General features: G+C 70.4%; 17 protein-coding genes and 1 tRNA gene. 8 read left to right on the top strand and 10 right to left on the bottom strand.

Going from position 1 to position 13925, the window contains the following annotated elements; genetic code table 11:
* Nucleotides 1-14 precede the first annotated feature (14 nt).
* From VM840_11945 to VM840_11930, 4 genes are all read left to right on the top strand, one after another.
* Nucleotides 15-257, top strand: a complete 243-nt coding sequence (locus VM840_11945) for a hypothetical protein (protein ID HVL82289.1) — start codon at nt 15-17, stop codon at nt 255-257.
* On the top strand, nt 161-679 hold the full coding sequence (locus VM840_11940) for a TadE/TadG family type IV pilus assembly protein (protein HVL82288.1): 519 nt from the start codon (nt 161-163) through the stop codon (nt 677-679). The genes VM840_11945 and VM840_11940 overlap by 97 nt, the downstream gene beginning before the upstream one ends.
* Entirely contained in the window at nt 676-1074 is a 399-nt protein-coding gene (locus VM840_11935; GenBank protein HVL82287.1) for an Rv3654c family TadE-like protein, read from the top strand. The genes VM840_11940 and VM840_11935 overlap by 4 nt, the downstream gene beginning before the upstream one ends.
* Before the next feature lie 247 nt (nt 1075-1321).
* Entirely contained in the window at nt 1322-2179 is an 858-nt protein-coding gene (locus VM840_11930; GenBank protein HVL82286.1) for a patatin-like phospholipase family protein, read from the top strand.
* Nucleotides 2180-2183: 4 nt separating this feature from the next.
* Here VM840_11930 and kaiC read toward each other — a convergent pair whose 3' ends face one another.
* Both kaiC and VM840_11920 read right to left on the bottom strand, forming a co-directional pair.
* The gene (kaiC, locus tag VM840_11925) at nt 2184-3692 is read right to left on the bottom strand and encodes a circadian clock protein KaiC (GenBank protein ID HVL82285.1); all 1509 of its coding nucleotides are present in this window, start codon (nt 3690-3692) and stop codon (nt 2184-2186) included.
* The gene (locus VM840_11920) at nt 3689-3991 is read right to left on the bottom strand and encodes a circadian clock KaiB family protein (GenBank protein HVL82284.1); all 303 of its coding nucleotides are present in this window, start codon (nt 3989-3991) and stop codon (nt 3689-3691) included. The genes kaiC and VM840_11920 overlap by 4 nt, the downstream gene beginning before the upstream one ends.
* Before the next feature lie 133 nt (nt 3992-4124).
* Here VM840_11920 and VM840_11915 point away from each other — a divergent pair.
* From VM840_11915 to VM840_11900, 4 genes are all read left to right on the top strand, one after another.
* Nucleotides 4125-4216 (top strand) — tRNA-Sec (locus VM840_11915).
* Between the two features lie 33 nt (nt 4217-4249).
* Nucleotides 4250-4981 (top strand): ABC transporter ATP-binding protein, encoded by a 732-nt coding sequence (locus VM840_11910; GenBank protein HVL82283.1) that lies wholly within the window; start codon nt 4250-4252, stop codon nt 4979-4981.
* The gene (locus VM840_11905) at nt 4978-7017 is read left to right on the top strand and encodes an ABC transporter permease subunit/CPBP intramembrane protease (protein ID HVL82282.1); all 2040 of its coding nucleotides are present in this window, start codon (nt 4978-4980) and stop codon (nt 7015-7017) included. Before VM840_11910 ends, VM840_11905 begins: the two co-directional genes overlap by 4 nt.
* 28 nt (nt 7018-7045) lie before the next feature.
* Complete coding sequence (locus tag VM840_11900; GenBank protein ID HVL82281.1) at nt 7046-7381, top strand: DUF983 domain-containing protein; 336 nt, start codon at nt 7046-7048, stop codon at nt 7379-7381.
* On the opposite strand, the gene VM840_11895 is transcribed toward VM840_11900, so the two are convergent.
* The 8 genes from VM840_11895 to hppD form a co-directional block, all read right to left on the bottom strand.
* Complete coding sequence (locus VM840_11895) at nt 7378-7953, bottom strand: 4'-phosphopantetheinyl transferase superfamily protein (protein HVL82280.1); 576 nt, start codon at nt 7951-7953, stop codon at nt 7378-7380. The two genes, VM840_11900 and VM840_11895, sit on opposite strands and share 4 nt — an antisense overlap.
* Nucleotides 7950-8714 carry a 3-hydroxyacyl-CoA dehydrogenase gene (locus tag VM840_11890; GenBank protein ID HVL82279.1) on the bottom strand — a complete coding sequence of 255 codons (765 nt, stop codon included), beginning with the start codon at nt 8712-8714 and terminating at the stop codon, nt 7950-7952. Before VM840_11890 ends, VM840_11895 begins: the two co-directional genes overlap by 4 nt.
* A gap of 23 nt (nt 8715-8737) precedes the next feature.
* The gene (locus VM840_11885) at nt 8738-9625 is read right to left on the bottom strand and encodes a fumarylacetoacetate hydrolase family protein (protein HVL82278.1); all 888 of its coding nucleotides are present in this window, start codon (nt 9623-9625) and stop codon (nt 8738-8740) included.
* A 4-nt stretch (nt 9626-9629) separates the two neighbouring features.
* On the bottom strand, nt 9630-10736 hold the full coding sequence (locus VM840_11880) for a homogentisate 1,2-dioxygenase (protein HVL82277.1): 1107 nt from the start codon (nt 10734-10736) through the stop codon (nt 9630-9632).
* A gap of 77 nt (nt 10737-10813) precedes the next feature.
* On the bottom strand, nt 10814-11266 hold the full coding sequence (locus VM840_11875; GenBank protein HVL82276.1) for a hypothetical protein: 453 nt from the start codon (nt 11264-11266) through the stop codon (nt 10814-10816).
* Nucleotides 11267-11425: 159 nt separating this feature from the next.
* Complete coding sequence (locus VM840_11870) at nt 11426-12028, bottom strand: hypothetical protein (GenBank protein HVL82275.1); 603 nt, start codon at nt 12026-12028, stop codon at nt 11426-11428.
* A gap of 18 nt (nt 12029-12046) precedes the next feature.
* The gene (locus VM840_11865) at nt 12047-12646 is read right to left on the bottom strand and encodes a hypothetical protein (protein HVL82274.1); all 600 of its coding nucleotides are present in this window, start codon (nt 12644-12646) and stop codon (nt 12047-12049) included.
* Between the two features lie 77 nt (nt 12647-12723).
* Nucleotides 12724-13827, bottom strand: a complete 1104-nt coding sequence (gene hppD, locus VM840_11860; protein HVL82273.1) for a 4-hydroxyphenylpyruvate dioxygenase — start codon at nt 13825-13827, stop codon at nt 12724-12726.
* Between the last annotated feature and the right edge of the window lie 98 nt (nt 13828-13925).

Here is a 13925-nt window from a genome sequence, read left to right as displayed (position 1 = left end):
GAAGAGGAGGAGACATGACGTCGCTCGCGCACCTGTTCTGCTCGCTGTCCCTGTGGGCCCGTTCGCGCGCATCGAGACTGAAGCGCGAAGAGGGCCAGACCGTGGCCGAGTACGCGCTCGTGCTGCTGGTGGTGGCTGCCATCGCCGCGGCCTTCCTGATCTGGGCCAAGCAGTCTGGAAGGCTCGACGAGTTCTTCGACGCGATATTCGGCAAGCTGCTGGGTTCCGTCGATCCCGAGCCGAGCCAGGGGTCCTGACGCCACAACGACGGACGGAGGGTCAGGCGACCGTCGAGGCGGCCCTGACCCTCCCCGTCGTGCTCCTCGCGCTCCTGGTGATCGTGCAGGTCGGCCTCGTGGTCCGCGACGCGCTGGCCGTGCAGTGGTGCGCCCGAGTGGGCGCCCGCACCGCCGCGATCACCGCCGACGACCAGGCCACCCGGGAGGCCGTGCACAGGGCGGCCGCGCCGCTCGAGCCGGAGAAGCTGCACATCCACATACGCCCGGCTCAGGCATCGCGCACGAGATCGACCGATGTCACGGTCGAGGTTCGGTACCACGTCTCCCTGCGGCTCCCGATCGTGTCTCGGATGGCGTCGCGCTCCCTCCCGCTGAGCGCGACCGCGACGATGCGCTCAGAGCGCACCGCGGCGACGCCGTCCCCCACACCTCCCCCATGAACGATCGAGGCGCCGTCACGTCCCTCATGATGGCCACGCTCGCGCTCGTCGCCCTGCTCTGCCTGGCCTTCGCGGACGCCGCGAACGTCCTGCTGGCCCGGTCCCGGGCCCAGACCGCCGCCGACGCAGCCGCCCTGACCGCCGCGGTCGAGCAGTGGCCGTTCCTGGGCGGCGGGTCGGACCCGCCGACCGCCGCCCGTAGGATGGCCGAAGCGAACGGCGCGGAACTCGAACTGTGCGAGTGCCCCCTCCGGGGCTCCCGGGCGGACGTGGAGGTCTCGGTACCGACCCGGGTACGCCTCCTCGGAGCCGCCCCGCGACGCGTGACCGCTGTGGCGTCCGCTTCCGTCGACCCGGGGGCGCTCTTCCGAGAGCCCACCGGGAGCGGCCCTTGACTCCGGTCCCCGGCAGGACTACGTTCGGGTTGGAACCTTCCCCTAGACAGCGGGAAGCGGAACCCACGCGAGGCATAGCTGCCGCCAAGGGAGGCTCCCGAGAGGCCCTCGGGCCGACCGGGATCCATGGAGCGCGCATGGTACCCGCTTCCCGCTGTTTCTCGTCCCGACCTCGACCCCGCCTCGCACGCCCTTGAACCGGGACCGCGGGAGCCGACACCTTCACCACGGGACACGGGAGGAAACGATGTCGGTGAGGGACCTGTTCGCCGGTAGACGACACCCCCGGACGGCCTTCGTCCTGGGCGGCGGGGGCAACCTCGGGTGCATCCAGGTGGGGATGCTGCGCGCCCTCTTCGAGCGCGGGATCGCCCCCGACCTGGTCGTCGGCTGCTCGGTCGGCGCCCTCAACGGAGCGGCCGTCGCGCACGATCCCACGCTCGACGGCGTCACGAAGCTGGAGGCCATGTGGCGCCGGCTGGAGAGCGGTGACGTGTTCCCGTCCGGACGCATGAGCGGGCCCTGGCTGCTGCTGCGCAAGGGAACGGCCCTCTACCCCAATACCGGCCTCCGAGCCGCTATCGACGCGTCCTTCCCGGAAGCCACCTTCGAGGGCTGTCGGGTTCCGCTGCACGTGGTCGCGACGTCGATGACTTCCGGCCGCAGCCGGTGGTTCTCCTCCGGACCGCTCGCCGAGCCCCTGCTCGCGTCGAGCGCCCTCCCGGCCGTCTTCCCGCCCGTGGAGACCGAGGGGGACCACTTCATCGACGGCGGGGTCATCGACAACGTGCCCATCTCGAAGGCGGTCGAGCTGGGGGCCCGGCGCATCTACGTCCTGCACGTCGGGAACTTCGAGCGCCCTGCCCCGATGCCGCGCCGCCCGCTCGACGTACTCGTCAGAGCCTTCTCGATCGCGCGGTCGTACCGGTTCATGGTCGAGCACGCCAACGCGCCGGACGGCGTCGAGGTCGTCACGCTCCCGGGGGTCCAGCCGCCGAGGGCGCTGCGTCACAACGACTTCAGCGCGTCTGCGGTCCTGATGGACCGCGCCTACCTATCGGCCTCGACCTTCCTCAGCACGCCGGCGGCGGCCGCGGGGTCCTGAGCGCTCAGGCCCCCTCGGTGAACCGGATCATCCCGGACGTGGCCACCTCGCTCGAGCCGTCCAGCCCGGCCCCCTCCGGATAGAACGTCGTCCCGCCCAGGATCCCGCGGACGGACCGGAACGGATCCAGGATGGTCATCCCCTCGCCGGAGATCCGGTACTCGCGCAGGTCCGGATCGTTATGGGAGCCCCGCATCTTCAGGATCCCCAGGGCCCGCCTCATCCGGCCCTGGACCTCCACGTAGCGCAGGAGGATGATCGCGTCCGCCACGGTCGACACCTCGTGCTCCGTGGCGGACGTACCGAGCATCGGCGTCGTGGTCGTCAGCAGGGCGGCGACGCCGTGGGCTCGCAGGTAGGACGAGAGCGCGACCGTGAACTCGCGGAACGCCTTCGGGGAGCCGATCCTCTCCAGCGCGCTCAGGCTGTCGATGGCGACCCGGTCGGGCTGGAACGTCTCGATCTCGCTCTTGATCCGGAGCAAGTGGTCCTCCAGGACGGCCACCTCCGGGTACATGGCGACGATCTTGAGGCGTCCCTCCCGTTCGAGCGGCTCGAGGTCGATCCCCGAGGACAGGGCGTTGCGGAACATCTGGTCCCGGCTCTCCTCGTAGGCGAACAGGAGGCACCGCTCCTGCGGTCCGGCGGCGTTCAGGAAGCTCGAGACGAGGAGCGTCTTGCCGGTCCCGGTGGGGCCGGCGGCGAGGACCATCGCGTCCCGGAAGAACCCGCCGCCGGACATCGCGTCCAGGCCTGAGACCCCGGTCGAGATCCGCTCGTTCGCGGCGCCCTGCGTGAGCTGCATCGCCGATAGCGGGATCACCTGCACCCCCTGGGAGGTGACGGTGAAGGGGTACTCGCCCTTCTGATGGTCGGTCCCCCTCATCTTCAGGATCTCTACCGTGCGCCGCCGGTTGTCCGAGTCCAGACGGTTGCGCAGGAGTATCACGTTATCGGCCACGAACTCCTCCACCCCGAACCGGCCGACCTCCGACCCCTCCGCCCGTTCGACGGTGACGAGCGATGTCACACCCATCTCGCGCAGCGACCACATGATCGCGAACAGCTCCCGTCTGATGATGGACGCGTCGGTGAGCTGACTGAAGATGGCGCCCACCGAGTCGATCGCGACCCGCTTCGCCCCCACCTTCTTCACGGCGTGCTCGATGCGGCTCATCAGTCCGCCCAGGTCGTAGTCAGGACCCAGCTCCACCGACTCGCCGGGCCGGGGCGAGGCATCCACGAACGCCCAACGGTCCGACGCGACGTGACCCTGGAGATCCCACCCGAAGGCGGACACGTTCCGCGCGATATCGGCCGCGCTCTCCTCGAAGGTGACGAAGACCCCCGGCTCCCCCAGTTCCGCGCCGCGATGCAGGAACTGGCACGCGATGACGGTCTTGGCGGTCCCTGCCGAACCGGCGAAGACCGTCGTACGGCCCCGCGGGAACCCGCCGCGCGAGATCAGGTCCAGGCCCTCTATCCCCGTGGGGACCTTCTCGACGTGGGTCACTCGCTGCCGCCTCTCACCGCGAGGGGTTGGATGTTCAGGCCGACCAGCACCTTCTCGGTGTCCGATAGGTCCCCGATCAGCCTGCGCATCGGCGGGGGCAGCTCCTTCACAACCGTGGGCGTGGCCAGCACGTTCTGGTCCTCGGCGATGTCGGGGTGTTCGAGGACGTCGACCACCTCGACGTGGTAGGTGCCCTGCAGCTCCTCGTCGCAGATCCGCTTCAGCTGCTCTATGGCGCGTTGGGCGCGCGCGGTCTGCCCCGTGACGTACAGCTTGAGGACATACGAAGTAGGTGACATCACCGCACTCCTTGTGCTCCCAGGTCCTCCGTGACGCCGGTCGGACGGCGTCCGGTCGGCACCGCATATACCCGAAGCGCGCCCAGGATAATCGTCCGTCCCTCCCGGGGGACGGGGCATCTACAGTGAGGCTGGAGGCGTTCGGGGGCTGGTGCCCCCCCTGGTCTTCAAAACCAGTGCGGCGGGCGACCCCCGTCGGGCGGGTTCGATTCCCGTCCGCCTCCGCGAGTGGCGCGTACGCCCGGATACATTGACGCCGTGATCGAGGCGCACGGGCTGTCCAAGCTGTACGGGGATAAGGCGGCGGCGGCCGGCGTCACCTTCTCGGTGGCGCCGGGCGAGGTCGTAGGCATCCTGGGTCCGAACGGGGCCGGGAAGACGACCATCCTGCGGATGCTGGCCGGGATCCTCACCCCGACCGACGGACGGGCGGCCATCTGCGGTCACGACCCGGCGCTCGAGCCGCTGGAGGCGAAGCGGCGGATCGGGTTCCTGTCCGGGGACACGAAGCTCTACCAGCGGCTCACGCCTCGCGAGATCCTGCGCCACTTCGGGGAGGTCCATGGGATGGACGCTTCGCGCATCCGGGAGCGGACGGAGCGGCTGGCCGACGAGCTGCACATGCGCGAGGTGGTCGACCAGCGCTGCGGCACCCTCTCGTCGGGACAGACGCAGAAGGCGAACCTCGCCCGAGCCTTCCTGCACGACCCCCCGGTGCTGATCCTGGACGAGCCCACCACGGCGCTGGACATCATCACCGGGCGCTTCGTCCTCGACGCGATCGCCCGGGCCAGGGGGGACGGGAAGGCGGTCCTGTTCTCGACCCACACCATGTCGGAGGCGGAGATGCTCTGCGACCGCGTCATCCTGCTCCACGACGGCCGGATCATGGACCAGGGCCGGATCGACGAGGTCTGCGCTCGGGCGGGCTCCCGTGCGCTGGCGGACGCGTTCCTGCGCCTCGTCGACCGCGTGGAGGCCGAACGATGAGGCTGCGGACCGTCACCTCGATAGTGCGCAAGGAGCTCCTCGAGACGCTGCGTGACCGACGCACCCTGTTCGCGATGGTCGCTCTGCCCGCGCTGCTCTACCCGCTCCTGTTCATCGTGATGGGGGCGATCTTCACGTCCAACGCCGAGCGCGTCGAGGCGCAGACGGCGACGGTGGTCCTCTGGGGGCCGGTGCCCGCTCCCGTGCAGGACGAGGTCTCCCGTATCGAGCGTCCGCGCGTACGGGTGGTCGAGGAGGAGGCGCCGCCCCGGCCCGCTGCCAGCGCGCGCAGCGCGATCGAGGCGGGAACGGCCCACGTCGTCGTGCTGGCCGAGCCGGAAGCCGACGCTCGGTTCACGGGCGGGGGGTCGGCCCGGGTGAGGGTGATGTCCAGCCACGTGAAGCCGCTGTCCAGGCGAGCGGGAGCCGAGGTCGCCGATGCGCTGGACCGGGTCGGGGACCGGATGCTGGCCGAGCGCGTCTCCACCTTCGAGCTCCCGGAGGGCTTCGAGGTGCCCCTCGCGGTCTCGGACGTGGACGTCTCCACCCAGGAGCAGCGGGGCGGGGACCTGCTCGGGCGGATGCTGCCGATGATGCTGCTGATGATGGTCACCATCGGAGCCACGTACCCGGCCGTGGACCTCACCGCGGGAGAGAAGGAGCGGGGCACGATGCAGACCCTGCTCGTCTCCCCGGTCCGCCCGGTCGAGATCATCGCGGGGAAGTACGTGACGGTGCTCGCCGTAGCCGTCATGAGCGCGGCGGTCAACCTGGGGGCCATGGGGCTCTCGCTCGGGAGGATGACGGCCGGGCTCCCGAGCGAAGCGGGCGCGATAGCGGTGTCGCCACGGCTCTGCGACTTCGCCTGGGTGCTCGCCTTGCTCGTCCCCACCGCCTGTCTGCTCGCCGCGGTCCTGATGGTGGTCTCCGTCTTCGCCCGCACGTTCCGGGAGGGACAGACCTACGGGACCCCCGTGATGATCGCCGCGATGATGGCCGGGTTCGCCGCCTGGAGCGATATGGAGCTCGGGCCGAGGGTCGCCTTCGTGCCGCTCGTGAACGTGTCGCTCGTCCTGCGCGACCTGTTCCGTCAGGAGCTCGTGGGATCCACCCTCTTCCTCGTGTTCCTCTCCACCAGCCTGTACGCGATCGCGGCCATCGTGGCGACCGCGCGGGTCTTCGAGAGCGAGCAGGTGCTCCTCTCGGGCGAGCGGCCGTGGCGCGACGTGGCGTTCAGGCGTCTGGGGCGCAGCATCCCGTCCGGACGCAGCGCGCTCCTGTTCGCGGTCGTCCTGTTCGTGCTCGTGTACTACGGTTCGCTGCTGGCGTCCGGACGGGGGTTCGTGACCGGTGTGCTGGTGACCCAGGTCGGGTTGCTGCTCGTCCCCGCTCTCGTCTGGACCCTCGCCGGCCGCCATGACCTCCGACAGACCCTGGCCCTGAGATGGCCGTCGGCACGCGCGCTCGGAGGCATCGCCTTGACCGCGGCCGGAGGGTGGGCCCTCTCGTCGGCGGCGGGCCGCGTGGCCTCGCTCGTCTTCCCCGGCGCGGCCGACTACTACCGATCGCTGGGGGAGGCGATAGGAGCCGGGACGGCCGGGTTGGGCATCGGGACCGCCATCCTGCTGCTCGCCGTCGCCCCAGCCGTCAGCGAGGAGGTCTGCTTCCGGGGCGTGGTGCTCTCGGGCCTGCGCTCCACCGGGACGGCCGCCGGGGCGGTCATAGGCAGCGCGCTCCTGTTCGGGGCCTTCCACATGTCCCTCTTCCACGCCGTGCCGGCCGCCGCGGCCGGGGTCGTCCTGGCGCTCGCGGTGCTGTGGTCGGGGTCGCTGCTCGCGGGCCTGGGCATCCACCTGGTGAACAACTCGATCGCCGTGCTCGCGGTCAGACGGCCCGACCTCGTCGCATCGCTCGAGTCGCCCGTCGCCATCGCGGCGGGTCTCGCGCTGCTCGTCGCCGGCTTGGCCGTGCTGAGGTCCGCGTCGCGCACACCCGAGGAGGTCCCGGCCGCCCGCGCCTTCGAGGAGGTCCGTTGACACACCTCGAGAGGGTGTCCGGGCGCTGGTGCGGGGCGCCCTGCGCCGTTGTCCGAGGTGCGGGAACGGCAAGCTCTTCCTGTCCTGGTTCCGGATGAAGGAGGCGTGCAACCGGTGCGGACTCCTGCTCGAGCGTGAGGAAGGCGGGTACCTGGGAGCGATCGCGATCAACTACGGCGTCACCGGGATCGTCTTCATCGCGTTGCTCGTCTCGGTGGCCTGGGCCACCCTCCCGGCGATCCCGGTCTGGCCGCTCATGGGCGCGTCCGTCGCGGTGGCCGTGCTCGTCCCGCTCGCCTTCTATCCGTTCTCGAAGACGATCTGGCTCGCGATCGACCTCGTGCTGCGCGGCGGCCGCGCCTAGTTCGGATCCGCGTCGCGCAGGGCGACCTCGAACCTCGGAGCATCGGCGCAGACGGCCGCCGCGTAGCCGGCTCCCACGTCGAGGGAGAGGAGGCTCCAACCTGGCGCAGGCTCATCACCCGAGACATCCACCTCACGCAGCGGGACCCGCAGACCGAGGCCGGTCGCCTTCAGGTAGGCCTCCTTGCGGGTCCAGTCGCGGTAGAAGGAGTCCGGCGCGGCGCCCACCCTGGCGGCCAGCCGGGCGACGGGGCGCTCCGGCCTGACCTCCTCCACGTCCACCCCGACGTTGACGGGCGCGACGGCCACGAGAGCGAGCTCGGCGCTGTGAGACACGTTGAAGCAGATGCCGGACGTCGACGGCTTCCCGTGGGGGCCCACGACGATCGGGAGCCGGAGCGGGTCGGCGCCCACGTACCTGGACACCACGACCCGGACGGCCGACCTCGCGGCCATCCACCGGCGCCGGTAGCGCCGGGAGCCGAAGGTCAAGGCCCGCTCCCGCTCGACCTGCGTCAGGACATCCCCCTCCCACCGGGACAGATCGACCCGCCAGACATCGACGTAGGTCACCGGGGCGGCATCCGCAGTGCGCCGTCGAGCCTGATCACCTCTCCGTTCAGGGCCGGGTTCTCGACGATGTGCCGCACGAGGGCACCGAACTCGGATGGCTGTCCGAGCCGGTGCGGATGGGGGATCTGGTCGGCCAGCGCCTGGCGCGCCTCGTCCGGGAGCCCGGCGAGCATCGGGGTGTCGAAGGTCCCCGGCGCGATCGTGACGACGCGGATCTGCCGGGCGGCGAGGTCGCGCGCGGCCGGGAGCGTCATGCCGACCACACCGGCCTTCGACGCGGAGTAGGCGACCTGTCCGATCTGGCCGTCGAACGCGGCGATCGACGCGGTGTTGACGACCACGCCTCGCTCCTCCCCGTCGGGCTCCTGCTCGCTGATCCGATGGGCAGCGAGCCGCATCACGTTGAACGTCCCGAGCAGGTTGACCGTGATCACCTTCCGGAAGGCCTCCAGGTCGTGGGGTCCGCCGCGGGAGACCGTCCGCTGCGCCCACGCCACCCCCGCGCAGTTGACGACGACGTGGACCCCTCCGAACCGCTCCACCGCTGCGTCGATGGCCGCCTGAACCTCCTCGGGCGCGGTCACGTCCGTGGGAGCGAAGATGGCGCGCCCGTCCATCGTCGCGGCCACCTCGTCGCCGGGCGACGAGGGGAGGTCGCAGATCACCACGTTGGCACCCGCGCCGTGGAGCGCCTCCGTCGACGCGCGCCCCAGCCCCGATGCGCCCCCCGTGACGAGCGCCGTCTTGCCTTCGATCTGCATGGATCCCTCCTTGACCGTGGGGCTTACGCGACCGTGTTGCGCAGGACGCCGATCCTCTCCACCTCGAGCTCGACCGTGTCCCCCGTACGCAGCCAGGGGTGGCGCTGCGGACCGTGCACGGCCGCCAGTTCGAGGATGCATCCGGTCCCGCAGGTCCCGGACCCGATCAGGTCCCCGCGCCGCACCACGGAGTCCCGTGACGCGTACGCGAGCATCTCCGCGAAGCTCCAATGAGCGTTGCGCATGTCGTCCCGCGACCACTCCTCGCCGTTCACCCGCGCGACCATGGCTCCCTCCGGTCGCCCGGCGGCGCCCCCGGGGAGCTCGTCGGGGGTGACGAGCCACGGACCCGAGCTGGACGCGAAGTCCTTCCCCTTGGCCGGGCCCAGGCCCTGCGCCATCTCCCTCCGCTGAAGGTCACGGGCCGACCAGTCATTGAAGATCGTGTACCCGGCGATGGCCTGGGCCGCCTCCTCCGCCGTGACGTCCGAGCAGTCGCGGCCGACGAGCGCCGCCACCTCCAGCTCGTAGTCGACGGCGTCCGAGGTGCGCGGCGAGGGGATGGGGTCGTCGGGTCCGAACATGGTGTGGGGGTTGGAGAAGTAGAAGACCGGGAGCTCGTACCAGTCCGGGTCCATGTCCAGGCCGCGCGCGCGGCGCGCCGTCGCCACGTGGGACTCGAAGGCGTAGAAGTCCCTGATCGCTCCCGGCTGGGGGACGGGGGCGAGCAGACGCACGTCGGCGAGCGGGATCGGAGCCATGCCCTCGATCGGCTTGGAGGCCATCGCGAGGTCGATCGCCGCCCACCGTCCGGCGTGGCCGTCTCCCGGCAGCTTCGGGACGACGACCTCGCCCTCGACCCTTCCCGCGTAGACCGCGCCGCCGCCGGTGCGGAACCGGGCGATCCTCAACCGGCTACCGCTCCGACCAGGACATGGCGTACCCGATCAGGTCGACCTTCTGCCCGGCATCGGTCACGACGAGGGGCTTGCGGGTGTCGACCATGACGGCGTACTCCTGGATCTGACGGGGGCCGGCCGGGGCCTTGGCGGCGCGTTCGACCGCCTTCGGCTGCGGACCGTGGTGCAGCCCCGCGCCGTGGAAGGTGAGCATCCCCTCGGCGATCCCCGACCGGGACATGAAGTCGCCCTGGTGGTAGAAGATCACCTCGTCGTAGTCGATGTTGCGGTGATAGAAGGGCAGCTTCAACGCCTCCGGGTCCTCCTCCCCGGGCCGCGGCGCGAACGTCGCCACCACGAACCCCTCGCCCACCCAGGTCGAGTGGGCGGAGGGCGGCAGGTGGTAGCGGGCGCTCGAGATCGGACGGAAGTCGGCCACGTTCAGCCGCATGGGAGCCAGGTCCCCCTTCCAGCCGACGACGTCGCAGGGGTGATGGGGGTAGGTGACCCGGGTGTCGTACCCCATCCGCTTCACGACGATCACGAACTCGCCCTGCTCGTCGACCGGGTCCGGCTCGGGCACCTCGACGAGGGCCGGGTCGAACAGGGCGTGGCGCCCGAGCAGCCCCCGGTCGGGGAGCCCGATCTCGCCCCCCCGGCTCTCGAGGGCGAGCAGGTCGGTCGGCTCGGACGGCTCGAACCTGAACGTGGTCCCGCGCGGGACCACCAGGTAGTCGCCCGGACGGAAGGTCAGCGGTCCGTACTCGGTGGCCAGCGTTCCCGTGCCCGTGTGGACGAAGTAGAGCAGGTCGCCGTCCGCGTTGCGGAGGAACTCCGGGCGTCCCTGCGTGTACCGCTGGTATCCGATCGAGAGGTCCTCGTTGCGCAGTACCTCCGTCGGCCACAGCTCGTCTGCGATCTCGAGCCTCGTCAGGTCCATCGCCGCGTGGGCGGCCGGTCCGTCGACGGAGGTCCACCCGGTGGGCGCGTTGAGCCGGTAGAGGTGACTCGCCGCACCGAAGAAGCCGAGGCGTCCGTGCTCCTCCTCGACCGTCCCCTCCGGCAGCGCCACGTGGGCCTGCCGGGAGGTCCTCCCCTTGATCCACTGAGGCAATCCGAGCATCTCGCCTCCCTGTCACCTGCGGAAAAGACCGAGGGCGCCCCGTGGGGCGCCCTCAGACTAATGCTTCTCGCTCGATGTCAGACCGGGAGCGTCACCTGCGGGTTCGTGCAGGGACGGGCGTCCAGGTGCACCCCGGAGTTGCGCTCGTGCACGTAGAGGTCACTGCACTCGTAGCTCGCCGGACGGTCGTAGGTGGCGCAGGCGTCGTGCGCGCAGGCCGTGACCTTCCCGGTGAGCTCGCCGTTGACCCCGATCCAGTCGGTCTGCCAGTTCGGCGGGTCCGTCGGGACGGTCGCCGCCTTGTTTCCGAGCGGGTGGCAACCTCCGAGCCCCAGCCCGTTGATGGTGACGCACCCCGGACGTGCCGTCCCGACGTAGCGCACGGCGATCTGGTTCGCACCGGGGACGAGCAGCCTGGTGTCGAAGCCGTACAGGTCGGCCCCGTCGCTCGTGTAGACGAGGAGCGAGCAGGTGCCGGGGTTCACGGTGGGGTGGCCCTGGCCGTCGACGGCTATCCGGCTGAAGATCACTATCCGGCCGCCTCCAGGGGGACCGCAGTCCCCGTCCGCCGCAGCGGGCGTCGCGGCGATCGGGACGAGCCCGGCGGCTGCTAGGCGAGTGCGATGAGCGCGAGCTTCCTACGCATATCCGTACCTCTTCCTTTCATCGTCGAAGAACCTCCGATCACGTCACAGGGGAAGCGTCACCGTGGGGTTCGTGCATGGACGGGCATTCACGTGCACACCTGTGTCCCTCTCGGTGAGGAACGCCTCACTGCACTCGTAGCGGTCCGCCGTGTCGTAGTGCGTGCACGCGTCGTGGGCGCACGCCCTCAGCGTCCCGGAGGCACCGCTCGGCAGAGCGATCCACTCCGTCACTATCCACTCCCGGGTGATGGCTTCCGGTTTGCTCGACGGGGTGACCCCGAGCGCACGCTTCAACGCGAAGCACCCCCCCATCAGCCCGCCGAGGCAGGCCTGCCCTGGGACGACCCCGGCGTCCGCATGGACGTATCGGATGGCCACGTGGGTCGCCCCGGGAAGCAGGACACGGGTGTCGACCCCGTACATGCCGGCCCCGTCCTCGGTGTACACGACCCTCGCGCAGCCGAAGTAGCCGGGATCGGGCGTGGCCTGCACGGGCTGGGCCGGGTTGTAGGCACTGTAGATCCGGACCGAGCCCCCGTTGGGGGTGCTGCAGTCGTTCGAGTGGGCCGACGCCGCGGGAGCCCCTATCGGCACGAGGCCGAGCGACGCGACCGCGACCAGAGCCGCAAGGAGGTGTCTACGCATCTGTGATCCCCGCCGCGGCTAGATGGGGAGGGTGACGGTCGGGTTCGTGCACGGACGGGCCATCACCTGGACACCTGTGTTCTTCTCGGTCACGAAGGTCTCGCTGCACTCGTACCGGTCGACGGTGTCGTAGTGGGTGCAGGCGTCGTGGGCGCATGCCCTCAGCGTTCCGGACGCGCCACCCGGCAGAGCGATCCAGTCCGTCACGATCCAGTCGCGGGTCACCGCTTCAGGATTGGTGGAGGGGTTGACCCCGGTGACCCTCTTCAACCCGTGGCAGCCGCCCATGATGCCGGCCAGGCACGCGTGGCCGGGCACGACACCGGCCTCGGCGTGCACGTACCGGATCGCGACGTGCGTCGCTCCCGGGAGGATGACCCGGGTGTCGACACCCCAGACACCCGTGCCGTCGCTGCTCCAGACGAGACGGGAGCAGCCGAAGTACCCAGGGTCCGGGGTCGCCTGGACCGGGTAGGCGGGGTTGTAGGCGCTGTAGATGCGCACGGAGCCCCCGTTGGGCGTAGCACAGTCGTTCGAGTGGGCCGCCGCGGGTGTCGCTGAGACCGGTATGAGCCCCGCGACCAACGCGAAAGCGGCCAGGATCAGGATCCTACGCATGGTTCCCCCTTTGGGCTTCGACGCGAACCGTATGAGACGAGCGGTTCGCCGTCCCGGGGGCCGATCCCTCCTGGGGTCTACAGGTTGCCGCGGCGCTCCTGCTCACGCTCGATCGCGACGAACAGGGCCTTGAAGTTGCCCTGGCCGAACCCTCGGGAGCCCTCCCGCTGGATGATCTCGAAGAAGACGGTGGGTCGGTCCATCACGTTCTCCGTGAAGATCTGGAGCAGGTACCCATCGTGGTCCCGGTCCACCAGGATCCCCAGCTCCTGCAGGGTCCGCCAATCGAGGTCGAGGTCGGCGAGGCGGCCGGCCACGTCCTCGTAGTAGGTGTCCGGGATCCGCAGGAAGCGGACCCCCCGCTCCCGCATCGCGCGCACCGCGCCGACGATGTCCTGCGTCCTGAGCGCGATGTGCTGGACCCCCGGCCCCCGGTAGAAGTCGAGGTACTCCTCGATCTGGGACTTGCGCTTCCCCGTCGCGGGCTCGTTTATGGGGAGCACGATCTTCCCCTCGCCGCCCTCGACGACGGTGGACATCAGCGCCGAGTACTCCGTGGAGATGTCCTCGTCGGTGAACCTCGTCATCTCGCCGAACCCGAGCACACGCTCGTAGAACGCCACCCACGGCTTCATGTCCTCGACGTTGGCGACCACGTGGTCCACGATGCGCAGGCCCACATCGGGCCCGCATGGGCGGGCGAGTGGGGCCTCGCCGTACCCGGGCATGAACCGGCCCGAGTAGGCCGAGCGCTCGACGAAGGTGTGACGGGTGTCCCCGTAGGCACGGATCGAAGCCCGGACGAGCTTGCCCGTCTCGTCCTCCACCGTCTCCGGCTCCCGGTCCGAGGTGGCTCCCCGCTCGAGGGCGCCGCGATGGGCCGCCTCGGCGTCGGATACGAGGAAGGCCACGTCCTTCACACCGTCCCCGTGGAGGCGGACGTGCTCGGCGATCTCCGACTCCGGCGCGAGCGCGCCCGTGAAGACGAACCTGATGTCGCCCTGCTCGCACACGTAGGACGCTCGGTCACGCACCCCCGTCTCGGGGCCCGCGTAGGCGGTGATGTCGAAGCCGAAGTGGGAGGCGAAGAACCCGGCCGTGGACCGGGCGTTGCCCACCCAGAACTCGAGGTGGTCGATCCCCTGGAGTCCCAGGGGCGTGGTCGGGGGCGTGGCGGCCATATCTGTCCCTCCGGCACTCGTGGGCGAGTCGTCCTTCATTGTCGCCCGGGACCGGGCAGTTCGGTCAACAGGTCGTCGATGAGCTGTACGATCTGCAC

The sequence above is a fragment of the Actinomycetota bacterium genome, from assembly GCA_035540895.1.
Lineage (GTDB): Bacteria > Actinomycetota > JAICYB01 > JAICYB01 > JAICYB01 > DATLFR01.
The sequence above is the reverse complement of the archived record's forward strand: the minus strand, read 5'-3'. Positions and strand labels throughout refer to the sequence as shown.

Excerpts from the sequence above, each read along its gene's own strand:
- VM840_11945 (HVL82289.1), top strand. The coding sequence starts at position 15 with ATGACGTCGCTCGCGCACCTGTTCTGCTCGCTGTCCCTGTGGGCCCGT.
- VM840_11935 (HVL82287.1), top strand. The coding sequence starts at position 676 with ATGAACGATCGAGGCGCCGTCACGTCCCTCATGATGGCCACGCTCGCG.
- VM840_11930 (HVL82286.1), top strand. The coding sequence starts at position 1,322 with ATGTCGGTGAGGGACCTGTTCGCCGGTAGACGACACCCCCGGACGGCC.
- VM840_11920 (HVL82284.1), bottom strand. The coding sequence starts at position 3,991 with ATGTCACCTACTTCGTATGTCCTCAAGCTGTACGTCACGGGGCAGACC.
- VM840_11905 (HVL82282.1), top strand. The coding sequence starts at position 4,978 with ATGAGGCTGCGGACCGTCACCTCGATAGTGCGCAAGGAGCTCCTCGAG.
- VM840_11890 (HVL82279.1), bottom strand. The coding sequence starts at position 8,714 with ATGCAGATCGAAGGCAAGACGGCGCTCGTCACGGGGGGCGCATCGGGG.
- VM840_11880 (HVL82277.1), bottom strand. The coding sequence starts at position 10,736 with ATGCTCGGATTGCCTCAGTGGATCAAGGGGAGGACCTCCCGGCAGGCC.
- VM840_11870 (HVL82275.1), bottom strand. The coding sequence starts at position 12,028 with ATGCGTAGACACCTCCTTGCGGCTCTGGTCGCGGTCGCGTCGCTCGGC.
- VM840_11865 (HVL82274.1), bottom strand. The coding sequence starts at position 12,646 with ATGCGTAGGATCCTGATCCTGGCCGCTTTCGCGTTGGTCGCGGGGCTC.
- hppD (HVL82273.1), bottom strand. The coding sequence starts at position 13,827 with ATGGCCGCCACGCCCCCGACCACGCCCCTGGGACTCCAGGGGATCGAC.